Source organism: Pseudomonas sp. AC016 (assembly GCF_979253365.1).
This window is the reverse complement of sequence record NZ_CEEDCC010000001.1, coordinates 5276466-5300140: the sequence shown is the minus strand read 5'-3', so window position 1 is coordinate 5300140 and position 23675 is coordinate 5276466. Positions and strand designations below refer to the sequence as shown.

Genomic DNA, 23675 nt, shown 5'->3' with positions numbered 1-23675 from the left:
CAGGCACAAAAGTTGCTGCCTCCCACCCACGTCGGCAACGTGCAGGGATTTGCGTGAGTCATTAACCCTCAGGAATCCACTCAGTGCGCCCCTCTGGCTCTCAACGCATCATCAAAGTGCGCCGCGATTACAACCGGCTGGTCGCCGACGAGACCATGGAAGACTACGCCCTGCGTTTTACGCCCAAATCCTTCCGCAAATGGTCGGAATTCCGTATCGCCAACACCGCCGTAGGGGCCGTGTCGTTTCTGGCGCTGGAAGCCATCGGCGGCGCGCTGGTGATGAGCTACGGCTTCACCAACACCTTGTGGGCGATCATTGCCATGGCGGTGGTGATTTTCCTGACCGGCCTGCCCATCAGCTATTACGCCGCCCGCTATGGCGTGGACATGGACCTGCTGACCCGCGGCGCAGGGTTCGGCTACATCGGCTCGACCATCACGTCACTGATCTACGCAAGCTTCACGTTCCTGTTCTTCGCCCTGGAAGCGGCGATCATGGCTTTGGCGCTGGAGTTGTATTTCCACATTCCGCTGGCGCTGGCGTACGTGATCTGCTCGATCATCGTCATTCCGCTGGTGGCCTACGGCATCACCCTGATCAGCCGCCTGCAGATGTGGTCACAACCCTTGTGGCTGACCCTGCTGATCGTGCCCTACGTGTTCGTGATCTGGAAAAACCCGGACGCGCTTGCGGACCTCACCTCGTTCGCAGGTCGCGAAGGTGAAGGCGGCACGTTCAATCTGCTGTTGTTCGGCGCCGCCTTCAGTGTGGCGCTGTCACTGGTGACGCAGATCGGGGAGCAGGTCGACTACCTGCGTTTCCTGCCGGAGAAAACCCGTCGCAACCGCAAGCGCTGGTGGGCCGCGCTGCTGATGGCTGGCCCCGGATGGGTAATCCCGGGAGGCCTTAAGATCATGGCCGGTGCCTTTCTGGCCTTTCTCGCCCTGCAACATCAGGTGCCAATCGAGCGCGCGGCAGAGCCGACGCAGATGTATCTGGTGGCCTTCAACTACGTGTTCCTGTCACCGGAATGGGCGCTCGCGGCCATGGTGCTGTTCGTGATCATTTCCCAGATCAAGATCAACATGACCAACGCCTACGCCGGATCGCTGGCCTGGTCGAACTTCTTCGCCCGCGTCACCCACAGCCACCCCGGTCGGGTGATCTGGCTGGTGTTCAACGTCGCCATCGCGCTGATACTCATGGAACTGGGCGTGTTCGACGCCATTGAAGAAGTGCTGGGCCTGTATGCCAACGTCGCCATCGCCTGGATCGGCGCGCTGGTGGCCGATCTGGTGATCAACAAACCACTGGGCCTGTCACCCAGGCACATCGAGTTCAAGCGTGCGCACCTGTACGACATCAATCCGGTGGGCGTCGGTGCGATGTTTATCGCGTCGCTGCTGTCCATCTGCGCTCACTTCGGCGCGCTCGGCGAACTGGCCAGAGCCGCGCCACCACTGATTTCACTGACCACCGCGATGATCGCCGCGCCGCTGATCGCCTGGCTGACCAAGGGCCGCTACTACCTGGCGCGTGACAGCGACCCGCTGCTGCTCTTCCCGACAGGTCGGCAGGCGAGCCTGCAGTGTGGCGTCTGCAACAACGCTTTCGAATCTCCGGACATGGCCTGGTGCCCGGCCTACGGCTCGCCGATCTGCTCGTTGTGCTGCTCGTTGGACGCCCGCTGCGGAGATCAGTGCAAGACCCGTTCGCGACTGTCCATGCAGTTCGAAGACCTGATCGGCCGCCTGCTGCCTCGCCTGCCCCGCCGCTACCTGCACACTCGCCTCATGCAATACCTGGGTTTGCTGAGCGTGCTGGTACTCGGCCTGTCAGGTGCGCTGGCGTTGATTTACAGCCAGGTGTCACACGGCCTCACCGACCAATCGCCACAGGCTCACCACACGCTGATGCTGGCGTTCCTCAAGGCCTTCCTGACCTGCTGCGTTTTCGCCGGTGTGCTGGCCTGGTGGGTGGTGCTGACCCGGGAGAGCCGCCGCGTGGCACTGGAAGAGTCCGAACGCCAGACTGCGTTGCTGATGCAGGAAATCGAAGCCCACCACAAGACCGATCAGGCCTTGCAGGAAGCCAAGGAGGCGTCGGAAGCGGCCAACGCGGCGAAGAGCCGCTACGTCACCGGCCTGTCCCACGAGCTGCGCACGCCGCTGAACAGCATTCTCGGCTTCACCCAGATTCTGCAACGCGATGCCGCCACCCCAAGCAAGCATCAGGACTCACTGGCGACCATCATGCGCAGCAGTTCGCACCTGCTGTCGTTGATCGACGGCCTGCTCGACGTTGCCAAGATCGAGGCTGGCAAACTGCGTCTGGAGCCTTCGGAAATCCTCTTTCGGGAATTCCTTGATGACCTTCAGAAGATGTTTACCGGCCCGGCGCGGGACAAAGGCCTGACCCTGCGCATGGAGCGGGTCGGACGCATGCCGGATGTGGTGCGCGGCGATGAAAAGCGCGTGCGCCAGATCCTGATCAACCTGCTGGGCAACGCAATCAACTTCACCGACAGCGGCGAGGTCTGCCTGCGGGTCAGCTATCGTCTGGAGACCGCGATTTTCGACATCATCGACACCGGCATCGGCATCGCCCCCGAACAGCTCGAGCGGATCTTTCAGCCGTTCGAGCGCGGCGGACTGGTGCGTCAGGACAACGGCGTCGGCCTGGGCCTCACCATCACTCGCATGCTCACCGCCTTGATGGGCGGCGCGCTGTCGGTCACCAGCCAGCCGGATGAGGGCACACGCTTTCAGGTGCGGCTGTTCCTCTCTGAAGTCCGCGTGCCCAAGGCAGTCGTCGCCGTGGACCATGACCTCATTGGCTACGAAGGGCCACGGCGGCTGATTCTGGTGGTGGACGATCACATCGAACACCGAAAGGTCATCAGCGGCATGCTTGCGCCTCTCGGTTTTGACGTCGCCCAGGCAGCCAACGGGCAGGAGGCAATCAGACAGGTTTCGCTGCTGCACCCGGACCTGATCCTGATGGACCTCTCCATGCCCGACATGGACGGCTGGGCCGCCAGCCGCCTGATCCGTCGCAACGCCCTGTCCCAGGCGCCGATCATTGTGTTGTCGGCCAACGCCAGCGGGTTCGCCGACGACAAGGAGCGCAACCTGCAGGTGTGCAACGACTACCTGCCCAAACCCGTGCACCTGCAACGACTGCTGGACCGCCTGCAACATCACCTGCAACTGACCTGGCTGCGTCGCGCGCAAGACGCTCCGACACCTGCGCCCTCTACCCGCGTACTGCCCTCGCGGATGGACCTCGAAGAACTCTATGAATTGTGTGGCCTGGGCTACGTCCGGGGCATTCAGCAAAAACTCGACGCAATAGAACGTGATGGCGCAGGCAGTAGCGGCTTCGTCGCCGAGTTGCGCACCCTGGCTTCAGGCTTTCGCCTGGATGAACTCAGCCACCAATTGAAAGAGGCGCTCCATGGACGCAATGACCCGAGCCGCTGAAAACGGCATCATCCTCATCGTCGACGACGTGCCCGACAACCTTGCGCTGCTTTCCGATGCGCTGGACGAAGCGGGCTACATGGTGCTGGTCGCGCTGGACGGCCAGAGCGCGCTGACCCGCATCCAGCGCCGCCGACCCGATCTGATCCTGCTCGACGCCATGATGCCTGGCATGAACGGGTTCGAGACCTGCCGCCAGATCAAGGCCCAACCCGACACGGCCAACATCCCGGTGCTGTTCATGACCGCCCTCACCGACAGCGAACACGTGGTGCAAGGCTTCGAAGCAGGCGCCATCGACTACGTGACCAAACCGATCCAGTGCACTGAAGTCCTGGCACGCGTCGCCTCTCACCTGCGTACCGCACGCATTCTGCAATCGGCCCGCAACGCCTCGCAACCCGCCAGCTTCGACGACAAACCCGCCTACGGAAAACTTTCAAGCCGCTTCCAACTGACCGACCGCGAAATCGAAGTCCTGCGCTGGGTGTCGTGCGGCAAGACCAACAAGGACATCGCCGACATCCTGCAACTGAGTCCACGGACCGTGAACAAGCACTTGGAGCATATTTACATCAAGCTGGGGGTCGAAACGCGGACGGCGGCGACGTCGGTGGCGTTAGGGGTGATGGCGGGTGGGGTTTAGAATGAAGCGTTCTATTCATGGGCGATTGTGGCTAAGGCGCCAAAGCTCAGGACGCTTTGAATAACGAAGATGGTTCACCGTTGCAGACACAATCCAACAAATAGCGCACCGTGTTGCACACAACTCAAACGCACATTGCCCAACCATCCTGTCTGGACCTCAAATGACACCCAACGCAGAACACTACAACCCCTCCACCGAATACGCCGACAAGCTTATTTCACGCATCGGGCAAACACCGTCGTGGATCGCCAAGCGTATCGGGGTCACTGACAAGCGCATCAAGTACATCCTGGAAGGCGAAAGAACCGTCAAGGGTGAAACTACTCCGATTCAGATGACCTACACAGAGCAGTTTGCCCTGGAGTGCCTTGCAGCAGAGGCCAGGGCGCTGAAGAAATAGGTTTGCATGCGCGGTTGCTCTCTTCTTGCCGCCCGCCTTTCAGGGACTGGACTTGATCCAGCCCCGGATCGCTATTCGATCCATCAGTCTGTTGCGTGTGTGGATGTGTAGATCACCCTGCGCGGTACGCTCGAACCGGTATCCAATCAACATGCTGCCCCCTGATACACCGCGCTTGAAATCACTGCCAAGGCCATGACAAGCGACGTTGTGCCTCAGGGAATCGCGATATTCTCAAAGGACTGTAAACCCTCCTGTGTGTTCGGGCGTATACCCAGCACTTCACCTGAAACGCGCTGCAAGACTGAATGGTCGTCCTCGATGGACGTTCCCGTACGACGGTCCAGGGCTGACGTTTCCAGTGGCGGGCTGAAGAGTAAAGCCTGGCGATAGCGACGAACCTCAGTGCCGACGGGATAGTGAACAGGGCCGAAATCAGCCTCGCGATTCAATACGCCGTTCCATCCGAGCACATCACCAGAAGGCCCGTTCAGCCGCATGCTCAGCCAGCGCAGTTCCATCCCCAGCATTGAGGTAGAGGTATCCTCGGCCCTTGCCTCCCATCCCTCGTTCTCCGTGGAAAACACCTTCACAGGGCTCGTCCAGACAATGCCACCCAGCGTGGTGCCTGGCGCCAGCGTGCAACCGTACAATCGCCACTCGGAAAAGTTGAAAGGGGCTCCGAACGGGAAGTGGAACTCGACCTCGCCCGGCGCGCATTTCCAGCCTTGCAGGTCGTTGGCCGCTATTGTCTCGACCGTCGCCGAACCTTGGCCTTGCCACAGCGCAAGACTACGTACACGTAGCCCCATGACGTTGCCTGGCGTACGGTCGAAGTTCGCCTGCTTGAGGCTCCGCAAACCATAGGGCACCGGATTGCCACTCAAATCGTTGAACGGTTCCAGGTACTCCAGCCTAACCTGCGTGCCCGCTGGCAGCACCAGATCGCCCAGCACCTCTTCACGCTCAAGCCGCGGATTATGCGCACGCCAGTCACGCCACTCAGTGACCTCGCTCCAGACGTAGGGCACGCTGGCGAGCGTCAGGCACATGATCATCAAACCGAAACGCCAACGCCGCGCCAGCATGTAGCGCCTGCAACGCGGAATCAAGAAGGCCAGCAGGCAGGCAATCAGTAACCCGAGCAAGACTTGAGAGAAGATGAAAATCAGGAAACCGACCATCATGGCCAGAGGGTTGATTGGGATCATGGGGGCTCTGGTAAACCTCGAGGCGGGGAGGCAGACTCAATAATGCAACGGTATTTCACATGTGGGTCAAGCGAAATCGAAGGTTTGACGGAGGGCCAGCTTGTTGAAATGAATGCTCATTTCAGCCCTCAAGAATGGGAGTCGAGCCAGAGGATACTCCGAAAGCTTGCCCCATCCGACCGCAACGAACTGTGTCGAAGAATTTACCGATCAAGCGCCATGATATGGGTTGCACCCTCCTCATTCGTTCTCCTGAAACCACATTGCAAATAAAAGGCATCCCCGTCAGTCGTGTCGGTGGAAAGCCGCACGATACGAAAGTGCCCAGCGGCATGCTCAACAAGCTTTTCAACCAACATCCGTCCGATCTTTTGCCTCCTTGCCACGGGTGAAACATATAGCCTTCGGAGCCTGCCCACGCCGTTCTGCATATAAGGATCAACTGAAACGCCTCCAATGCCGATGAGGCAACCGTCCAGCGAGGCGGCCAAAAGGCATTCGCCTGGCGCGTCAAAACGATTGGCGCCACTGCCCCACTCGACAATCAAACGTTTCAGAAATCTGAAGCCCTCATCGGCTGCCTGCATTTCCAACACGTGGATTTGCGACGGAAGTTGCGTGGCCTGTTGAATCTCAAGCGGCTTCATTGATGGGTCCTCCGTCCTGGATCTCGTTGACAGGTTTCGGAGACCTCATTGTAATACCCGCCGTTAAGGATGAAGCAAGGGACCTGCCATGACCTCCACACCCCCTTCCAACCAGGGCAATCTGCTCCGGGCGCTGATTTTCATACCGCTGGGTCTTTGCCTGCTTTTCATCGCCGTATGGCTGGGCCAGGACCGGCTTGGCTTTCTGGCCGATGCGCAACGCGCCGAAGGCCATGTCAGCGCTCTGAACTTGGGCGGCAGCCACCCGCAAATCGACTTCACCGACGCCACGGGAAAGGTGGTCAGCTACCCCGAAAGCGGGCTTATCTTCGGCTATGAGGCGGGAGATTCAGTGACCGTACGCTGCCGCCCCGAAAATCCGTCCGGTACCGCAATCATTGAAGACCCCGGTGCGCTATGGGGCGCGACCCTTTTAACAGGGTTGTTCGCTATTGCATTCACCGCAGGCGGCAGCTATCACTCGGCTGCATGGATTCGCCGACACCGCACGGCACGGCCCTCATAGGCATTCAGATGAAATCACATGGCCTATAAGTGTGGGCGGCTGGCGATACAGCAATGTCGGCTACCGCGCCTGGCAAACCAACTTTTGGCACTGTGTACCCGTTTTGGGCGCGCATCAAACGCTACACGAGACCACAGAACGATCAACGTCACAGACAGGCAGTTATCCATGACACAAAAAACCGACCAAGCATTTTATGACCGGGCTGATGCTCATATCAGTCTGGCAAACCAGCAGATCGATAAGCCTGAAGACCTCGGCAAGGTAAGCGCGTCAATGACCTTCGGCGCTACGCGGTTCAATGCGTGGGTGACTTCACGCAGCTTCAAGTCCGGAACTGAAATGGCCGAAGCGCGGGAGGAAATCGTCAAGTACTTCTGTGAGCAGTATCGAATGATGCTTGAAGACAATCTTGACGAGCATATCCAGAATTTTGACCGCTACAAGGTCGACAGTAAGGACTGATGGACAGGGGCCGTAGCGAAGCGGCGCTGCATGCCTTGCCGCAATCGGTCAGTGGCTGATATGCCTCAAGTGAGTGATGGCCAGAAAGATAACGGGGCCGTCAGATGACGTTGGCGCTCGATAGCAGCCCACTGCGTTCAGATGGTGAACCGCGACGGCAGCCAGCTCCCAGGCCATGGACTCATCTTCCAACTGGATGGCCTGTTCTGCACCAAAACACTCAGCGCCAGAGATGGCTTGCAGTTGCTTCAGCGGCATGGCTTTTTCACGAAGGGCGGTGAGCACCGTTGGATTACTCCAGGCCCACAGCCAACTGCCGTGCCTGGGTGAAAAAGAGCCTATGTTGATAATCTGCCCTTCAACCGCCAGCCGGTCGTTTTCATCGAAAAACTGCACAGTAGCGGTCTCCTGATCCAGCCACCAGCGAGCCATGTTACCCAGCCCATAATCACGGCTGAGCTGCTCCTGCTTGACCATCAGGTCTGTCATGGCTGTCTCCAGCAGATGTTCAAACGTCTGTTCCAGCATCAGTTCTTCCTTGCCTAATCAGTGGACTTTTTCAGTGTAAGGCCTTGCTGAGGCCTTCGAAAAGCCAGGACTCTTTGCGTAGAGCACACTCGGGGGCATCCCCGCCCTCTTGAGCTAGCCCTGATGGAATCCATGACGACAAGTAACCAATAAAATTTATTTGACAGGTTACAAACCCAATCGTAACCTAAAAATCAAATTTAATGGTTACACAGGAAGCCATCATGACCTCTCCCAAATCGATCGCAGCAGCCGGACTCGCCGCATCCCTGCTTGCTGGCGGTGCCCATTCCGCCGAATCGAGCCACCCGGTTCATTACCGCTACGAGCAGGTCGGTGATGTGAAGGTGTTCTACCGTGAAGCAGGCAACCCCAGCGCGCCCACGGTTCTGTTGCTCCACGGCTTCGCGGGCTCATCGTTCATGTTCCGCGACCTGATTCCAGAACTGGCCGATCGTTACCACGTGATTGCGCCGGATCTGCCAGCGTTTGGCTTCACCGAAGCGCCAGCGAAAAACGAGTACAGCTACACCTTCAGCCAACTGGCGAAGACCATCGGTCAGTTCACTGAACAGCTCAAGCTCGATAAATACGCATTGATGGTGCATGACTATGGCGCCCCGGTCGGCTGGCGTCTGGCTGTCGCTCACCCTGAGCGAGTGACCGCAATCATTTCCCAGAACGGCAACGCCTATGAGGAAGGATTGGGCGATAGTTGGGCGCCGATCCAGAAGTACTGGCACGAACCAACGCAAAAGAACCGGGAAGCCTTGCATGACTTCCCGACACCAGCATCGATCAAGTGGCAATACCTCGAAGGCGTCGCCGACAAGAGTTCGGTATCACCGGACGGCTACACGCTGGAAGGACTCCAGATATCGAAGCCGGGTAATGCCGACATTCAGCTCGACCTGGTACTGGATTACGCTTCGAACGTTGCGATGTACCCGACCTTTCAGGATTACTTCCGCAAGTATCAGCCACCTTTGCTGGCGGTCTGGGGAAAGCACGATCCGTTCTTCCTTCCCGCCGGAGCGGAGGCCTGGAAGCGTGATATTCCCAAGGCAGACATTCGCTTCTATGACACCGGACACTTCGCACTTGAAACCCACGGCAAGGAAATCATTCCTGTGATTCGGGAGTTTCTGGACAAGAACGTACGGTAATCGGGACGCTGTGGCAGGCAGCGCAATGCTGCCTGCCCATCAATGACCAGCAACCACTTGACCGGACTGCCTGACACCTTGGGTGAAGCCATGCACTCGCGCTCGCGATGTAATACCCAGACCACCCAGCAGCAACACCAACAGAACCCAGGGAAATGATCCTGCGCCCCATTGGCCGAGCAACACGCCGCCCACTATTCCGCCGCCTGCAATAGCGCTGTTCCAGACAACCACATTCATCGACAGCGCAACGTCAGCGCCCTCCGCCGCCGAGTCGGCCAGAGCTGTTTGCAGCAGCGTCGCCGCGCCGCCAAACGTCAGGCCCCAGATGAAAACCCCTACGTAAATGGCCAAGGCAGAGCCCGGAAACAAACCGAAGAAAATCGACACCGCAGCGAAGGTCGCGAGGCTGGCCAATACCGTCGTTCGCAGGTGACGATCAACCAGACGCCCCGTCACCCAGATGCCCAGCAGCGCAGCAACACCAAATACCAACAGCACCACATCGACGTCCTTTGCCAATCCGGCCTCGGAAACAAAAGGAGCGACGTAGGTGTAAAGAATGTTGTGCGCCAGCATCCAGGTGAAGACGACGCCCAGCACCGAGCGCACGCCCGGCGTGAAAAAGACCTGACGCAGTGCCATCCGCTCAGAGGAAGACTGACCCGGATAGTCCGGCACCTTGATCAGCACCCAAGCGATCAAGACCAGCGTCATGCCTGACATCAACCCGAACGCCATGCGCCAGCCCATGAAGCCACCCAGCCAAGTTCCCAATGGCACCCCAAGCGACAACGCGATGGGCGTTCCCACCATCGCTATCGCCATGGCCCGGCCCTGCAATTGAGGCACCACCATGCGCCGTGCATAGCCCGCAATAAGGCTCCAGGCCAGACCCGCGGAGGCGCCCGCGAAAAACCTTGCGACCAGCGTCAGCCAGTAGTTCGAGGACAGCGCCGTGACGGAATTGAAGATCAGAAAGCCGATAATCGGCATAAGCAACACCGTTCTGCGACGCCAGCTTTGCGTGGCGATGGTCAGCGGTATCGCCGCCAGCAACGATCCGAGTGCGTAAACCGTCACCATCTGCCCCGCAAACGACGGCGAGACGCCCAACCCACTGCCGATTTCCGGCAACAACCCGGCGGGCAAAGTCTCGGTCACGATGCAGATGAAACCTGTCATCGCCAAGGCCAGTAATGCTCCCAACGGAAGTTTTCCGCCCTGCAGCTCATCTGTCGCCATGTCATCCTCCGACTAATATACTGATCGGTATAAATATAGGGAGAAGCATCCAGGTGGTCAACGACTTATGTATCGATTAGTATCTAAATACCTCTGGTGGAGATCCGACATGGCACAAATGGGCCGCCCGCGTACGTTCGACCGAGACGCGGCAATCACTCAGGCAATGCATTTATTCTGGGAACACGGCTACGACGCCACCTCCCTAAGCCAGCTCAAGGCGAGCATCGGTGGCGGCATCACCGCGCCCAGCTTTTACGCCGCTTTCGGCTCGAAACAGGCCCTGTTCACCGAGGTGATGGAGCGATACCTCACTACCCACGGTCGGGTGACCGACAGCCTGTTTGACCAGACTTTGCCACCCAGAGAAGCAATCGAACTCGCCCTTCGCCGCTCGGCAAAAATGCAATGCGAGCCCGATCATCCCAAGGGATGTCTGGTGTCGCTCGGCTTGATGAGCGCTTGCTCAGAAGAGAGCAAGACCATCTCCGCCCCCCTCGCACGGGCGAGAGACATGAACCGTGCAGCCTTGGTTGCCTGTGTCGAACGCGCTATTGAAGCGGGGGAATTGCCGAGAACGGTGATGCCGGAGACACTTGCTGCCGTGTTCGACAGTTTCATGCTGGGCTTGTCGACACTGGCGCGTGACAGTGTTTTGCATGACACGCTGGATGCCGCAGTCACTCAAATAATGGGGCTGTGGGATAGCCTGAGCGCCAATGCCCATGACCAATGATCAGCAAGCTCTGGTCGTAAGTGTGCTAAATCCTGTTCCAGGTTTTTGTTTTCCCGTGTGTGGAAGTTGAGTGTCATGAATGTACGGGAAGAGGATGACGACGAATTGATTGGGATTCACATGAAAAAGGCAGCTTTGGCACTTTCGCTGGTCATGCTGGCAGCCTGCATGCCTTATAGCTCGATGAGCTCGCCAGATCCAGACATGCGTCTTGATGGAGATGAGCCTGAAGGTTATCCACGGACGTTCGTTGTGCACTACAAAGGCAGTTGCTACCGGGCCACCGAGTCATGGTCCAGGGAAACAGAAGCAATCAGAGGTCATACTCTATGGATCAAGCGGGAGACTCGAGAGGGTGTTGCCTGTCCACAAGCCCCGCAGTAAAGGCTGACCTCGCGTCCAGGTGCAGGCCACGCTTGTGAAGCGCACTGATCCCCTCGAACTCAACCTTTTGGTCTGTCCTCAACTTCATGTTCTGGTGTGTGATGTAATCGCGCCGAAACGGATGAAGCAACGCGCCGGAGTAAAGTCAATCAATGCCAAAGAAATCTCAAACCAAAGCAACGACTGCTGCTGATATCGAGCACTCCATCCAGGCGCTGAACACGATGGCTGAACGCCTGTGGGGTGATGGCCGGGAGGCTGAGGCAAAAGCCCTGCTCGACGCCCTGGATGCTTTGAACCGAGCGCTCGATAGAATCAGGATCGGGGAAAGCCGCAGGGTCCTTCATTGATCCGCCAGCCTGCGTATGTCTTGTATCAACGAGCGGCTGGCACTCAATCACAACGTCAAAACCATTCCATGATTCGATGGACACGAGCCTGATAATGCCCCGAACATCGATGCTCAAGGCAGCGTAAATGATGAATCGTCATGCGACACGCAGCGTGTTGTTTTTCTTGCCCCTCTTCTTGCTGTGCGAACCCGTACAGGCATCAACGTGGCAAATTTGCAGGATGGAACTGCGCATCACCGATGTGCTGAAAAAGCCTTATCCGACATTACAGGCACAGATTTTAAAAGCACGCCCGACATCGCCCACCGTAGAGTGCCCGAAGGAAGGAACCAGCCTCACGTTTACGCCAGAAACCAAGGACTACCAGAACGATCTGCCGCGTCGGCAGTGGCCCAAAAAAGGGCAGTCTGTGCACGTCGACTACCGGTATCTGGATGGTATGTGCAAAGGCGACGGCCATAGCCATGCATGCCGCATCAAGCACTACCCAATAGTTGGGCCTTGAATATCGGGGGAAGTATTGATCGTCTTTGATGAGAAATCGGTTCCCAAAATCCGGAGAAAAGGCCAGCGGGCTTGGTAACTTTTCGCCTTCTGATCGAACAGGTCGGGATGGGCATTGTCGGGATTGATCCTGAGAAGCCCCTGCCCCACATCGTCCAGACCAAAAGGTGCGTAAACGTCGCCCGCTTCAACATCCAGCCCGATACAGGTGCCGGCGATGAGATAGCGGTCAATACCGTCCCGGGTCGAATGGAGTTGAGGACAATCCCTGCCAAACCGCTGGTGATACCAAAGATGGACGCGTGCCTGGTTCTTGATGTCGACATTGACGCCCAGATCATGAAAGAGATGTTTAGCTGAGGTGATGACCTCGTTTTCCGCCTCCCAGGACAGTTCGGTATCGAAGTAGAAAACGTCGTAGTCCTTTACCCCCCAGTCTGGCGGCAACTGCGCCTGATGATTCCAGACAGCCTGGAACAGACAGCCCGCAGTGAGCATGCACTGACTCAAACCAAGTGAAGGCAAACGGGACATGATTTCCGAATTTGCGGAATTGGTCATTGCTATTCTGACCAGCTCTTCGGCACTCAATATCGTATCCATCCGTGGCTCCTCGATACCGTCTGGGGCACTTGCCAGGCAAATGACGCTTTGGCTACCGAGCTTTGAGCAACGCCACTACCATCGATACTAGCCCATGATTGTTTCTGGGTGATGCATGCGGCAGCGGCTCCGTATGTCCCCTATCCGAACCTGAGTAGTCGAAAAAGTCGCCGACTTCCGCAAGGCGCGTCGCACATTCGGCAGCCAGGAGGGCAAAAAACCCTCATGGCAAATTCCCGCTCCTGTTCCAGAAAATCTCTAAGACTCGATCAGAGCGGGCGTCCATCCAACCAACCCCGCAAAATACCGATCACACCACGAACCGGTTCACTAACTGGTTCAGATTAACCGCCAGTTTCGACATTTCACCGCATGCACTGGCTGTCTGGCTGGCGCCTGCGGCGCTCTGGGTGGCGAGTTCGCGGATGCTGACCAGGTTGCGGTCAACTTCGCGGGCGACATGGGACTGCTCTTCGGAGGCTGTTGCGATCATGAGGTTGCGCTCGTTGATCTGAACGATGGCCTTGGCAATCTGGTCCAGCGAAGTACTGGCTTCCTGAGCGACGCCCAGCGATTCGGTCGCCAGATCCTTGCTTGTGTTCATCGCTTTCACTGCCAGATCGGAATCGGTCTGAATCGCCGCGATCATCTGTTCGATTTCCTGTGTCGACACCTGGGTGCGATGGGCCAGCGCTCTTACTTCATCCGCTACCACCGCAAACCCACGCCCCTGCTCGCCTGCACGGGCGGCTTCGATGGCAGCGTTCAATGCCAACAGGTTGGTCTGCTCGGCAATCGCTCGAATCACCTCGACCACCTTGGAAATGCTCTGGGCACGATTCGACAGGCCTTGAATCTGTTCGCTGGTGTTTTCAACGTTACCGTTCAGTTTTTGAATCGACTTCAACGTCTGGGCCACTCGGGCCGAACCTTCTTCGGTATAACCCTGGGTGCGCTTCGACTCTTCGGAAGCGGATTCGGCGTTACGAGCGACCTCGTCAACCGCCGCGCTCATTTCGGTGACTGCCGTTGCCGCCTGATTGACCTCGTCGTTCTGGGCAACAAGACCACGACTGGATTCTTCGGTAACCGCTGTCATCTCTTCCGAGGCGGACGCCAGTTGGTTGGATGAATCGGATATCTGCATGATCGTGGTGCGAAGGTTCGCCTGCATCTGCGCCAGTGCTTTCAATAGTCGGCCGGCTTCATCAGTCCCGCTGACCAGCACTTCCTTGGAGAGGTCACTGGCTGCGATGCGCTCTGCAACGTTCAAGGCATCGTTGATGGGTGAAGTAATGCTCTTAGTCAGCAGCAGTGCAAAACCAATTGTCAGAATAACGACAGCCGTGATCAGCCCGACAACAAGCCAGAGCCCACTTTCGTAAAGATCAGTTGCGGTTTGCCCGGCCCGAGCGGCACCTTCATCGTTGAATTTTGTAAGGTCTTTGATCTGATCTTCCATCGCGTTCGTCAGCGGTCGAATGCTCGTACTGACCAGTTGGACCGAACCCGCTATATCACCCTGCCTCATCAGCGGTTCGAGAATATCCAGTTGTTTGGAATAGGCATCGGCGCTTTGTTTTACCGGTGCATAAGTCGACCTTTCTTTGTCACCCGAAATGAGGGGCTCGTAACCTGTCACCGCATCGTTGAATGCTTTGCGGTAGCCAGGAAAGCCGTCGATCGTCTTTTGAATGGATTGAGGATCAGCAAGGCCACGCTGTGTTTCAAGCCTGAGGCGAAGGACTGCAGAATTCATCAAAGCCGTTTGTCGGATGCTGGCCATCCAGTTGAGTTCGACGTCCTTTTCGGCGTCCCTCAGCTTGCCCATTTGCACCACGGCGAATGCGCCGAGCACAAACACCAGAGCGATGATCAGTGCGAAAAACAGGGCAGCTCGGGGAGCTACGTTGAGATTTCTTAGGCGCATGCTGGCTTCCTGTCTTCCGTCGAATGAATGACACATCATCATGCTATCGACTCAACGCTGGAAACTTTAAGCAGGTCTGACGTAGGGCGGCATGGTATCTCGGGGCGTCGATACCAAGGCGTTGTGCAGTGCCGAGAAAAATGGCGGGCCCCGAAGTGATCTCAGAGTCAATGCAGAACACCATGGACACTAATGTATATCCCACCAGCACCAAGCAGATCCTCGGCATGTTGCTAAAATATTTAGACGTTAAGCAAATTGCTGACTCACGGATGAGTGATGGAAATCAAGGACGTAGACGCCGGGGGACCGCCCTGGAATCCCAGGCACGAGGGAATACCTGTGGCCTGGCGTTATAAAGGTGAGGGTGGCAATGCGCACGTGTGGACGGACGGGACTTACGCTATCAAACGCTTGAAACCCGGTGCCTCCAAAGAGTCTGTCGCGCGTTTCGCAAGAGAGGCTCGCCTGATGGCTGGGATGGTCGGAAAGACCGAGCCTGCGATTGTTCCAGTTGTCGCTGTTCGCAAAAGGTTGGGGGAACTCGAAATCGTCATGGAGCTATTTGAGGGCAACCTTGAAGAGATTATTGGCGAATTCGCGGGCCAGCCCGGAAAAGCAGCTGATGCATTGCTTGTAATAGTGCAGACACTTATTCGGCTTGCAGCGAGGCCCCACCCTGTTCACCACCGTGACATCAAGCCGGAAAATCTGTTGTATCGACTGAGAGAAGGCAAGATCCAACTCGCGCTCAGTGACTTCGGCTGCGCCTACCTGGCTGCAGATGAGCAGTTGACCTCTACGAACTGCATTGTGGGGGCGTGGGCCTATCGTCCTCCCGAATACAGCCTTGGACGCGTGGCTGCGGTGAATGAAAAAGCTGACGTGTTCAGCCTTGGGAAAGTGCTATGGGCAATGGTGAACGGCAAGCAGCATATTGTGTTTCCAGGGCCGGTCTGGTTCCAGGATGACTTCGACCTTGCAAGGCAGTTTCCAGATGCTCCTGGAATTCATCACACGATGGTGCTGGTCGCTCAAGCCTGCAATATGCGTCCAGAGAAAAGACCGACACTTTCCCAACTGGCCGGAAATATGAATCACCTGATATCGACAACACCGCAAGCAAAACGCGCTGGAGGCGAAGAGCGGGCATATTTGAAATTGCATAACGAAGCGCTGAGAGAAATTCATTACCAGCAGCGTTACGCTTTCATGAAACAGTTTGTGCATGCCATTCGTGACGACTTCGTACTGGCGATCGGGACGCTGAGTAACCGTCTGCCAACGTCGGCGCTCCTCCGAAGATGGTTAAAGGGAGCGCGAAATTACAGGCCGTCTCCCCAGGCGTTAGTCGATCACATTGCAGAGCAAGATTCGCAAGTCTCGTCATTAAACGTATCTTTTCAGAACACACGCCTTATCGCGCGCTTCCTCCTCGACCGCCACTTGGAGTCCACTCTGTTTATCGTCTGTGTCGAAGATTTGACGTACCGCCGCTCGTCTTCAGAATTGATGATTTTCGGAAGCTGCGACGGCCTGAGAGCGGAAGCTCGTTACCCGGACGGCCATGCAGAAAAAGGCCCCTATCAGAGCCAATTCATGGTGAGGTTCCTGACGAAAGCCATGGTGCAGCGAGGAGGACAAGAATACTGATCGTCGCATGTGCATTACTGTCCATACCCCGTTTCCAAGACCCTGCCACTCATCACAAACACCCCCAGCGCCACACCACACACCACCACCTGAATCCCGCCCAGCGTGGTCACGGCTGGAAACGTCAGTGCCGATCCCAGCCATGTGGTAACCGCCGCACACCCCATGGTCAGAAAGCCCAGCAACGCTGAGGCGAGCCCTGCCTGTGCGCCGTAAGGTCCCATGGTGATGGCAGTGCCCAGCGGATTGGCAAGGCCCATGCCCCACAGAAAGATGACCATCGACAAGGTGTAGGCGCCCAGGCTCGGGTACACCGGCCCCAGCAACAGCAGCAGTCCGCCGATCAGTGCGATGGCAAAGCCTGTCGCGGTGACGGTTCGAATGCCGAATCGGTGGGCCAGCCTGGGGGCTGCGATGCCTGCGGTGAAGACCACAAATACCGTTGCGGCAAAATAGAACCCGGCTTCAAGAGACGTAAGCCCTATCCCGCTCATCAAAATCGCTGGTGCAGCGCCGAAAGAGGCAAACAGCCCGCTCATCAACAGACTCACCGAGAGCCCGGGCAGGATGAATCGACGGTCCCGCATCAGCTTGCCGTAGGCGACGAACACTTCAGGCACCGTGCGCGAAACCCGGCTGGAGGCTGGCAGCGTTTCGCCCAGCGTACGGCTGTAAATCAGCGCGACCAACAGCGCGGCAATTGCGACGATGACGAAGATCGCGCGCCATCCCAGCGCGGTCGTCAGCACACTGCCCAGCAATGGCGAGAACCCAGGCGCTGCGGCGGTCGCCACCATGATCAGCGACATCGCTCGCGCCAGTGCTTCGCCTTGAAACAGGTCCCGCGCGATCGCTCGCGCCAGTACTGCCGCCGCGCATATCCCCAGTGCCTGTATCACACGTCCGGCAATCAGCATCTCGAACGACTGGGCGAAGCCGCACACTGCCGTGCCGATCACGAAGACCGACAGACCGCCCGACACCAGCCTCTTTCTTCCGTAGCGATCTGCCAACGGGCCGACGACCAGTTGGGCCAGGGCGAAGGTGATGAAGAAGCTGGAAAACGTCAGTCCCAGTTCGCGTGACGACACGCCCAACTGGGATGCCATCTCGGGAAAGGCAGGCAGGATGATATTGGTGGACAGGATGCTGAGGGCCGAAAGACCCGCCAGCAATGCAATCACCTTACCCGTGGGTGCCACGTTCACATCGTTATCCGTCACGTTGTTCATTGATGGCTCTCTATAAAAAGACTGGTTTGCTGAGTACACGCCATTCCGTGTGGGACGCGCCACCACGTCTTCGACGTAGCGCTGTCGTGCAGCAAACACCGGGCGTCGTGGGAGCGGACTTGTCCGCGAATGCAGTGTTTCAGCCACCGCATGCGTCGGATGTACCGGCCTTTTCGCGGACAAGTCCGCTCCCACAAAATCCAGTTTCTTCAGTGACTTATGGGTTGTTTGATAAGAGGTGGCTTGCCGGCGATCTGCCGGGAACCGGCAGAAACCTGCACACGCGGTGTGTCAGATACAACCTGGGCCGCTGCGCAGCCCATCGCTGCCGTCGTAACCTCCGAGAGCTCCCACGCCCTTCGGGCAGAAGCAGATTTCAGAGCTTCTTCACGAGGCTTCGCTGTGGATCAGCGTGCTATCACCTGGCAACCTCTACCAACGCCGAAACAACGCACTGGCATTCACGCCACCAAAACCAAACCCGTTCGACAGCGCATGGGTGATCAACATCTTGCGGGCAGTCAGCGCCACTAGATCCAGGCCATCGGCCGCTTCATCCGGGTGGATGAGGTTCAGCGTCGGCGGCACGATCTGGTCGCGCAGCGCCAGAACAGTGAACACCGCCTCGATCCCGCCTGCGGCACCGAGCAGATGCCCGGTGGCGGACTTGGTCGAGGTGATCGCGACCTTGGCGCCTGCACCGAACACCGCCTGGATCGCAGCAAGCTCGCCTTTGTCACCGACCTGTGTCGAGGTGGCGTGGGCGTTGATGTGCTGCACCTCAGACGGATCCACGCCGCCCTGACGCAGCGCCTGTTCCATGGCCCGGCGTGCGCCGTTGCCGTCTTCGGGGCCTGCGGTCAGGTGGTGGGCGTCGGCGCTGGTGCCGTATCCCACCAGTTCTGCAATCGGCGTCGCGCCTCGTGCCAACGCGTGCTCCAGCGACTCGATGACCAGCAGCCCTGCGCCTTCAGCCATGACGAACCCGTCGCGGTCCCGGTCGAACGGGCGCGAGACCTCCTGAGGCCGGTCGGCAAACCCGGTGGACAGTGCCCGCGCAGCGGCAAAACAACCCAGCGTGACGCGATCGATTGCCGCTTCGGTCCCGCCGCAAATCGCAATATCCGCCTCGCCGCTGCTGATCAGCCGGGCCGCATCGCCAATCGCCTGCACACCGGCTGCGCAGGCCGTCACCGGCGCGCCCAGCGGCCCCTTGAAACCGTAGCGGATCGAGACATGCCCCGCTGCCATGTTGGCCAGAAACGACGGCGCAGTGAACGGCGACAAGCGACGTGGCCCGCGCGTATCAGTGGTACGCACGGCATCGGCAATGACCCCGAAGCCGCCGACGCCGGAGGCGATGATCGTGGCCGTGCGTTGCTGCTCTGCCTCGGTTTCGGGATGCCAGCCCGCCTGCTCAAGAGCTTCGTGGGCAGCCACCAGTGCGAACTCGATAAAACGGTCCATCTTCTTGCGTTCTTTAGGCGCGATCACGCGATCAGGGTCGTAGCCTGCCACCGGATCGTGCTCAAGCGTTGGCACCTGGCCTGCGACCGAAACACCTGTACCGTCACTGACCGTATCATCGAGCGCACGGATACCTGACTGTCCTTCCAGCAACCTGCGCCAGACTTCTTCTGCACCGCAGCCCAACGGCCCGACCACTCCGCAGCCGGTGACGACAATGCGCTTTTGTCCTTGGTGATCATTCATGCTCAGGTCCTCGTCATGGGTGAGTCAGTGGAGACGTGTTGCGCAGCCTGCGGCTTTTGATCGGGGCGGATTTTGTACCAGATGGAATACATGGCCGGCAGGAACACCAGGGTCATGACCGTACCGCCCAGCGTGCCGCCGATCAGCGTGTAAGCCAGCGTGCCCCAGAACACCGAATGCGTGAGCGGGATGAACGCCAGAATGGCAGCCAGTGCCGTGAGCAGCACCGGACGCGCTCGCTGCACGGTGGCTTCCACCACCGCATGGAAAGGATCAAGCCCATCCTTTTCGTTCTGATCGATCTGCCCGATCAGAATCAGCGTGTTGCGCATCAGAATGCCGGACAGCGCGATCAGCCCCACCAGCGCGTTGATACCGAACGGTTGATTGAACAGCAGCAAGGTCGGCACTACACCAATGAGCCCCAGTGGCGCGGTCATGAACACCATGACCATCGCCGACATCGAACGCACCTGCAGGATGATGATCAGCAAGGTGACCGCAATCATGATCGGGAACAGCGGCAGCAATGCCACGGTCGCCTTGGCCGACTCCTCGATCGAACCGGCCTGATCGATGCGGTAACCGGCCGGCAGGTTGTCGATGATCGGCTGGAGTTCCTTGATGATCTTCGACGACACATCCGGCGGTTGCAGATGCTCGGCAATGTCGCCGCGCACGGTGATGGTGGGCACACGGTCACGACGACGCAGAATCGGGTCTTCCATGCGCACGCCGACTTCGCCGATCTGCGAGAGCGGAATGCGCTGGCCACCGGAACCCACAAGGGTAAAGCCTGCGATTTTTGCCGGATCCAGACGGATGTCCCCGGCTGCCCTGCCCATGACCTCGACCGAGCGAATGTCTTCGCGCACCGAGGTAATCGGCACGCCGGACAGCAGGAACTGCAACTGTTGGGCGACCGCGCTGGAGGTCAGCCCGACTGCCTGCAGGCGATCCTGATTCAGCGAGAAATGCACCGTCGGTACGCGCGAGCCCCAGTCCGTGTTGACGGTGCGCATCATCGGGCTGTTCTGCATGACAGTCTGTACCTGCTGCGCAATCTCGCGCAGTTTGTCAGGATCGGGACCGGCAACCCGGTACGCGACCGGAAACGGCGAATACGGCCCGAACACCAGTTGTGTCACCCGCACCCGCGCTTCGGGTGCCAGCCCCTGCGCGACCGCTTCGCGGATGCTGTGCTTGAGTGCTTCACGCGATTCCTGGCTGTCCGTCAGCACGACAATCTTGGCAAACGATGGATCGGGCAACTCAGGCGCCATCGCCAGATAAAAACGCGGCGAGCCCTGCCCGATGTAGGCCGTCACGATCTTCGCCGCGTCCTGCTTCTGCAGCCACGCCTCGACCTTGGCCGAGGTGGCGCTGGTCTGCTCAATGGAGGTGCCGTACGGCATCTGCACTTCGATCAGCACTTCCGGGCGATCCGACGTCGGGAAGAACTGTTTCTTGACCAGCCCCATGCCCAGCACCGCGACGACAAAGGTCACGATCACCACGATTGCGACCAGCCATTTGCGAGCGATGACCCGGGCCAGAATCCGGCGAAAACGGTTGTAGTGTGGCGTGTCGTAAATCGCGGCATGACCGCCTTCGACCAGCTTGATGTCAGGCAGCAGCTTCACGCCCAGGTAAGGCGTAAACACGACCGCGACGACCCAAGACGCAATCAGCGCGATGCCGACGATCCAGAACATGTTGCTGGTGTATTCGCCAGCCGTGGACTGGGCAAAACCGTTGGGCATGAAGCCGACTGCGGTGACCAGCGTACCGGCGAGCATGGGCGCTGCGGTGTGGCTCCAGGCGTAGGCGGAGGCCTTGATGCGGTCGTAGCCCTCCTCCATTTTCACCACCATCATTTCGATGGCGATGATCGCGTCATCCACCAATAGGCCCAGCGCCAGAATCAGCGAGCCCAGAGTGATGCGGTCGAAATTCTTGCCCGTCGCTTCCATGACCACGAACACAATCGCCAGGGTCAGCGGCACGGCAGCCGCCACCACCACGCCCACTCGCCAGCCCATGCTGAGGAAACAGACCAGCATCACCACCAGCAGCGCGACGAAGAACTTGATCATGAACTCATCGACCGATGAAGCGATGTTCACGGACTGGTCGGTGACTTTGGAAAGCGTCATGCCCAATGGCATGGCCGCGTTGATACTCGCAGTTTCGGCATCCAGTGCCTTACCGAGGTCAAGCCCGTTCCAGCCATCGCGCATCACGACGCCCAGCAGCAAGGCGGGCTCGCCCTGGCTGCGGACCATAAACGTGGCAGGATCTTCATAACCGCGCTCGACGGTCGCGACGTCCGTCAGCTTGAGAGTTCTGCCCTGCACTACAATCGGTGTATTGCGGATTTTCTCGAGCTTGTCGAACGCGCCATCCAGACGCAAAAACACCTGAGGCCCATCGGTCTCGATGGAGCCCGCGGGCGTCAACACGTTCTGGGTATTGAGTGCAGCAAAGATGTCCTGCGGCGAAACACCCAGCGTCGCCAGCCGCTCGTGGGAGAACGACACGAAAATGCGCTCGGCCTGCTCTCCAACGATGTTGATCTTCTTCACGCCAGGCACGTGCAGCAGCCGCTGACGCAGGGCTTCGGCATCGCGCACCAGCAGGCGTTGCGGTTCGCCCTTGGCCTTCAAGGCAAAGAGCGCGAAGGTCACGTCCGAGAACTCGTCGTTGACCATCGGACCGATCACGCCTGCTGGCAGAGTCTTCGCTGCATCGCCAACTTTCTTTCGCGCCTGATAGAACTCTTCCTGCACCTCGGACGGCGGAGTCTTGTCCAGCAGCGAGACCATGGTGAACGCCAGACCGGCGCGAGTGTAGGTCTCGCTGCGGTCATACCATTTCAGCTCCTGCATGCGTTTCTCAAGCGGCTCGGCGACCTGATCCTGCATTTCCTGTGCGGTTGCGCCGGGCCATGCCGAAATGATCGTCAATTGCTTGACCGTGAACGGCGGGTCTTCGGCGCGCCCCAGCTTGAAAAACGAGAGCGTACCAGCGACGCCGATCAGGAAGATCAGAAACAGCGTGATGGACCGTTCGCGAACGGCCAGCGCCGAGAGGTTGAAACGGCCCGAGCTCATGGCTTCGCTCCGGCAACGACATTACTCGGTTGCAACACCAGCACCTCTTCGCCCTCGTGAAGCAGATGGGCACCCAGCGCCACGATCTGTTCGCCGGGCTTCAAGCCACCTGTCACTCGGGCTGAATCGTCGCTCAGGCCCAGCAACTGCACGCCGCGCCACGACACTTTTGTCGGTGTTCCGGCGATCACCCACACGCCTGCCCCCTGGCCTGCGTCATGAAGGGCGCCAATGGGCACCGCGAGCGTTTGCATGGAGGTCTTGCCATCATCGATGTCGAGCGTGACGGTCGAACCCAAGGGAGCGACGGCGTTGGCACCGTCGAGTACGTAACGGGCTTCAAAGGTTCGGGTCAGTGGATCGGCCGAGTCGGACAGCAGCCGCAGTTTCGCGGGGATCACCTCGGCGTTGTTTCCGTACATCCGCGCTTGCGCTGCAGAACCGACGGCAGGCCGCAACGTTTCCGGCAAATGAACAATGGCCTCACGCTGACCCGACTTGGCAAGCCTGACCACCGGTTGCCCTGCGCTGACGACCTGTCCAGGCTCGGCGAGGGTGTCGACCACGACGCCGTCTGCATCGGCCAGCAACACCGCATAGCCGGTGGCATTGCGTGCGACAGCAGCCTGCGCCTGCGCAGCACTGAGATCGGCTTTGGCCGTATCAGCCAGCGATTTGATCCGGTCGTAGGCGGATGCGGAAATGGCGCCGGCAGCGACCAGATCCCGGTTGCGGGCTTCGTCGTCTGCCGTTTGTTTTGCCCGCGCCACGGCAGCTGCCACAGCCTGCTGCTGGGCCTGCGCCTGAAGACCAAGATCGACCGGATCCAGACGCATGAGCGGCTGGCCGCGCTTGACGGTCTGCCCCGTGTCCACCAGGCGTTCCAGAATCTTCCCGGAGACGCGGAACCCGAGGTCACTCTGCACGCGAGCGACCACCACGCCTGTGAACGAACGAGCGCCGTCACTGGCGCTCGAAACTGCGGCGCTTCTCACCAACGGCGGTTGCGTACGAGGATCGCGCACGCTCGACGAGTCGCCACACGCGGTCAGAACGAAGGGCAGAGCACAAACGGCGAGCGTTGCAGGTATGAGCCGGAGCATGGGATCCCTAACTTTTAAAAGTGAGCAGG

General features: G+C 58.8%; 21 protein-coding genes. 11 read left to right on the top strand and 10 right to left on the bottom strand.

Annotated elements, in window-relative coordinates; genetic code table 11:
- The first annotated feature begins 83 nt into the window (after nucleotides 1–83).
- From AC0IXS_RS23845 to AC0IXS_RS23835, 3 genes are all read left to right on the top strand, one after another.
- The gene (locus AC0IXS_RS23845) at nucleotides 84–3485 is read left to right on the top strand and encodes an ATP-binding protein (RefSeq protein WP_471825860.1); all 3402 of its coding nucleotides are present in this window, start codon (nucleotides 84–86) and stop codon (nucleotides 3483–3485) included.
- Complete coding sequence (locus AC0IXS_RS23840) at nucleotides 3460–4131, top strand: response regulator (protein ID WP_099228257.1); 672 nt, start codon at nucleotides 3460–3462, stop codon at nucleotides 4129–4131. The genes AC0IXS_RS23845 and AC0IXS_RS23840 overlap by 26 nt, the downstream gene beginning before the upstream one ends.
- 163 nt (nucleotides 4132–4294) lie before the next feature.
- Nucleotides 4295–4534: a hypothetical protein gene (locus tag AC0IXS_RS23835; protein ID WP_025993374.1), complete on the top strand. Its 240-nt coding sequence runs from the start codon at nucleotides 4295–4297 to the stop codon at nucleotides 4532–4534.
- 215 nt (nucleotides 4535–4749) lie between these two features.
- Here AC0IXS_RS23835 and AC0IXS_RS23830 read toward each other — a convergent pair whose 3' ends face one another.
- Entirely contained in the window at nucleotides 4750–5745 is a 996-nt protein-coding gene (locus AC0IXS_RS23830) for a hypothetical protein (protein ID WP_471825857.1), read from the bottom strand.
- A 203-nt stretch (nucleotides 5746–5948) separates the two neighbouring features.
- Nucleotides 5949–6392 carry a GNAT family N-acetyltransferase gene (locus AC0IXS_RS23825; RefSeq protein ID WP_191955007.1) on the bottom strand — a complete coding sequence of 148 codons (444 nt, stop codon included), beginning with the start codon at nucleotides 6390–6392 and terminating at the stop codon, nucleotides 5949–5951.
- A gap of 88 nt (nucleotides 6393–6480) precedes the next feature.
- On the opposite strand from AC0IXS_RS23825, the gene AC0IXS_RS23820 reads away from it, so the two are divergent.
- Nucleotides 6481–6918 (top strand): DUF3592 domain-containing protein, encoded by a 438-nt coding sequence (locus AC0IXS_RS23820; protein WP_471825855.1) that lies wholly within the window; start codon nucleotides 6481–6483, stop codon nucleotides 6916–6918.
- 168 nt (nucleotides 6919–7086) lie between these two features.
- Nucleotides 7087–7383 (top strand): DUF3144 domain-containing protein, encoded by a 297-nt coding sequence (locus AC0IXS_RS23815; protein WP_004886719.1) that lies wholly within the window; start codon nucleotides 7087–7089, stop codon nucleotides 7381–7383.
- A 48-nt stretch (nucleotides 7384–7431) separates the two neighbouring features.
- On the opposite strand, the gene AC0IXS_RS23810 is transcribed toward AC0IXS_RS23815, so the two are convergent.
- A complete protein-coding gene (locus tag AC0IXS_RS23810; protein WP_122689479.1) occupies nucleotides 7432–7911 on the bottom strand; it encodes a DUF6882 domain-containing protein in 480 nt (159 codons plus the stop codon).
- Between the two features lie 224 nt (nucleotides 7912–8135).
- Between AC0IXS_RS23810 and AC0IXS_RS23805 the strand changes: the two genes are divergently transcribed.
- Nucleotides 8136–9077, top strand: coding sequence for an alpha/beta fold hydrolase (locus AC0IXS_RS23805; RefSeq protein WP_471825853.1), 942 nt, complete (start codon nucleotides 8136–8138; stop codon nucleotides 9075–9077).
- A gap of 39 nt (nucleotides 9078–9116) precedes the next feature.
- Here the strand turns inward: AC0IXS_RS23805 and AC0IXS_RS23800 are convergent, their stop codons facing one another.
- On the bottom strand, nucleotides 9117–10322 hold the full coding sequence (locus tag AC0IXS_RS23800) for an MFS transporter (RefSeq protein WP_449117351.1): 1206 nt from the start codon (nucleotides 10320–10322) through the stop codon (nucleotides 9117–9119).
- 109 nt (nucleotides 10323–10431) lie between these two features.
- On the opposite strand from AC0IXS_RS23800, the gene AC0IXS_RS23795 reads away from it, so the two are divergent.
- The 4 genes from AC0IXS_RS23795 (at nucleotide 10432) to AC0IXS_RS23780 (ending at nucleotide 12300) form a co-directional block, all read left to right on the top strand.
- Entirely contained in the window at nucleotides 10432–11058 is a 627-nt protein-coding gene (locus AC0IXS_RS23795; protein ID WP_122667510.1) for a TetR/AcrR family transcriptional regulator, read from the top strand.
- A gap of 75 nt (nucleotides 11059–11133) precedes the next feature.
- Complete coding sequence (locus AC0IXS_RS23790; protein ID WP_241151738.1) at nucleotides 11134–11442, top strand: hypothetical protein; 309 nt, start codon at nucleotides 11134–11136, stop codon at nucleotides 11440–11442.
- 152 nt (nucleotides 11443–11594) lie between these two features.
- The gene (locus AC0IXS_RS23785; protein ID WP_122667511.1) at nucleotides 11595–11792 is read left to right on the top strand and encodes a hypothetical protein; all 198 of its coding nucleotides are present in this window, start codon (nucleotides 11595–11597) and stop codon (nucleotides 11790–11792) included.
- A gap of 130 nt (nucleotides 11793–11922) precedes the next feature.
- Nucleotides 11923–12300 (top strand): hypothetical protein, encoded by a 378-nt coding sequence (locus tag AC0IXS_RS23780; protein WP_137202496.1) that lies wholly within the window; start codon nucleotides 11923–11925, stop codon nucleotides 12298–12300.
- On the opposite strand, the gene AC0IXS_RS23775 is transcribed toward AC0IXS_RS23780, so the two are convergent.
- Nucleotides 12279–12902 carry a nucleotidyltransferase family protein gene (locus tag AC0IXS_RS23775; RefSeq protein WP_241088837.1) on the bottom strand — a complete coding sequence of 208 codons (624 nt, stop codon included), beginning with the start codon at nucleotides 12900–12902 and terminating at the stop codon, nucleotides 12279–12281. The two genes, AC0IXS_RS23780 and AC0IXS_RS23775, sit on opposite strands and share 22 nt — an antisense overlap.
- Before the next feature lie 310 nt (nucleotides 12903–13212).
- The gene (locus AC0IXS_RS23770; protein WP_471826288.1) at nucleotides 13213–14832 is read right to left on the bottom strand and encodes a methyl-accepting chemotaxis protein; all 1620 of its coding nucleotides are present in this window, start codon (nucleotides 14830–14832) and stop codon (nucleotides 13213–13215) included.
- A 279-nt stretch (nucleotides 14833–15111) separates the two neighbouring features.
- Between AC0IXS_RS23770 and AC0IXS_RS23765 the strand changes: the two genes are divergently transcribed.
- Entirely contained in the window at nucleotides 15112–16485 is a 1374-nt protein-coding gene (locus AC0IXS_RS23765; protein WP_137202451.1) for a protein kinase domain-containing protein, read from the top strand.
- A 14-nt stretch (nucleotides 16486–16499) separates the two neighbouring features.
- On the opposite strand, the gene AC0IXS_RS23760 is transcribed toward AC0IXS_RS23765, so the two are convergent.
- The 4 genes from AC0IXS_RS23760 to AC0IXS_RS23745 form a co-directional block, all read right to left on the bottom strand.
- Complete coding sequence (locus AC0IXS_RS23760; protein WP_471825849.1) at nucleotides 16500–17756, bottom strand: multidrug effflux MFS transporter; 1257 nt, start codon at nucleotides 17754–17756, stop codon at nucleotides 16500–16502.
- Between the two features lie 393 nt (nucleotides 17757–18149).
- Nucleotides 18150–19430: a beta-ketoacyl-ACP synthase II gene (gene fabF, locus AC0IXS_RS23755; RefSeq protein ID WP_471825847.1), complete on the bottom strand. Its 1281-nt coding sequence runs from the start codon at nucleotides 19428–19430 to the stop codon at nucleotides 18150–18152.
- Between the two features lie 2 nt (nucleotides 19431–19432).
- Entirely contained in the window at nucleotides 19433–22543 is a 3111-nt protein-coding gene (locus AC0IXS_RS23750; protein WP_471825846.1) for an efflux RND transporter permease subunit, read from the bottom strand.
- Nucleotides 22540–23646, bottom strand: a complete 1107-nt coding sequence (locus AC0IXS_RS23745; RefSeq protein WP_057410766.1) for an efflux RND transporter periplasmic adaptor subunit — start codon at nucleotides 23644–23646, stop codon at nucleotides 22540–22542. Before AC0IXS_RS23745 ends, AC0IXS_RS23750 begins: the two co-directional genes overlap by 4 nt.
- Nucleotides 23647–23675: the final 29 nt, after the last annotated feature.

Excerpts from the sequence above, each read along its gene's own strand:
- AC0IXS_RS23840 (WP_099228257.1), top strand. The coding sequence starts at position 3,460 with ATGGACGCAATGACCCGAGCCGCTGAAAACGGCATCATCCTCATCGTC.
- AC0IXS_RS23835 (WP_025993374.1), top strand. The coding sequence starts at position 4,295 with ATGACACCCAACGCAGAACACTACAACCCCTCCACCGAATACGCCGAC.
- AC0IXS_RS23830 (WP_471825857.1), bottom strand. The coding sequence starts at position 5,745 with ATGATCCCAATCAACCCTCTGGCCATGATGGTCGGTTTCCTGATTTTC.
- AC0IXS_RS23825 (WP_191955007.1), bottom strand. The coding sequence starts at position 6,392 with ATGAAGCCGCTTGAGATTCAACAGGCCACGCAACTTCCGTCGCAAATC.
- AC0IXS_RS23820 (WP_471825855.1), top strand. The coding sequence starts at position 6,481 with ATGACCTCCACACCCCCTTCCAACCAGGGCAATCTGCTCCGGGCGCTG.
- AC0IXS_RS23815 (WP_004886719.1), top strand. The coding sequence starts at position 7,087 with ATGACACAAAAAACCGACCAAGCATTTTATGACCGGGCTGATGCTCAT.
- AC0IXS_RS23810 (WP_122689479.1), bottom strand. The coding sequence starts at position 7,911 with ATGCTGGAACAGACGTTTGAACATCTGCTGGAGACAGCCATGACAGAC.
- AC0IXS_RS23805 (WP_471825853.1), top strand. The coding sequence starts at position 8,136 with ATGACCTCTCCCAAATCGATCGCAGCAGCCGGACTCGCCGCATCCCTG.
- AC0IXS_RS23800 (WP_449117351.1), bottom strand. The coding sequence starts at position 10,322 with ATGGCGACAGATGAGCTGCAGGGCGGAAAACTTCCGTTGGGAGCATTA.
- AC0IXS_RS23795 (WP_122667510.1), top strand. The coding sequence starts at position 10,432 with ATGGCACAAATGGGCCGCCCGCGTACGTTCGACCGAGACGCGGCAATC.
- AC0IXS_RS23790 (WP_241151738.1), top strand. The coding sequence starts at position 11,134 with ATGAATGTACGGGAAGAGGATGACGACGAATTGATTGGGATTCACATG.
- AC0IXS_RS23785 (WP_122667511.1), top strand. The coding sequence starts at position 11,595 with ATGCCAAAGAAATCTCAAACCAAAGCAACGACTGCTGCTGATATCGAG.
- AC0IXS_RS23780 (WP_137202496.1), top strand. The coding sequence starts at position 11,923 with ATGAATCGTCATGCGACACGCAGCGTGTTGTTTTTCTTGCCCCTCTTC.
- AC0IXS_RS23775 (WP_241088837.1), bottom strand. The coding sequence starts at position 12,902 with ATGGATACGATATTGAGTGCCGAAGAGCTGGTCAGAATAGCAATGACC.
- AC0IXS_RS23770 (WP_471826288.1), bottom strand. The coding sequence starts at position 14,832 with ATGCGCCTAAGAAATCTCAACGTAGCTCCCCGAGCTGCCCTGTTTTTC.
- AC0IXS_RS23765 (WP_137202451.1), top strand. The coding sequence starts at position 15,112 with ATGGAAATCAAGGACGTAGACGCCGGGGGACCGCCCTGGAATCCCAGG.
- fabF (WP_471825847.1), bottom strand. The coding sequence starts at position 19,430 with ATGAATGATCACCAAGGACAAAAGCGCATTGTCGTCACCGGCTGCGGA.
- AC0IXS_RS23750 (WP_471825846.1), bottom strand. The coding sequence starts at position 22,543 with ATGAGCTCGGGCCGTTTCAACCTCTCGGCGCTGGCCGTTCGCGAACGG.
- AC0IXS_RS23745 (WP_057410766.1), bottom strand. The coding sequence starts at position 23,646 with ATGCTCCGGCTCATACCTGCAACGCTCGCCGTTTGTGCTCTGCCCTTC.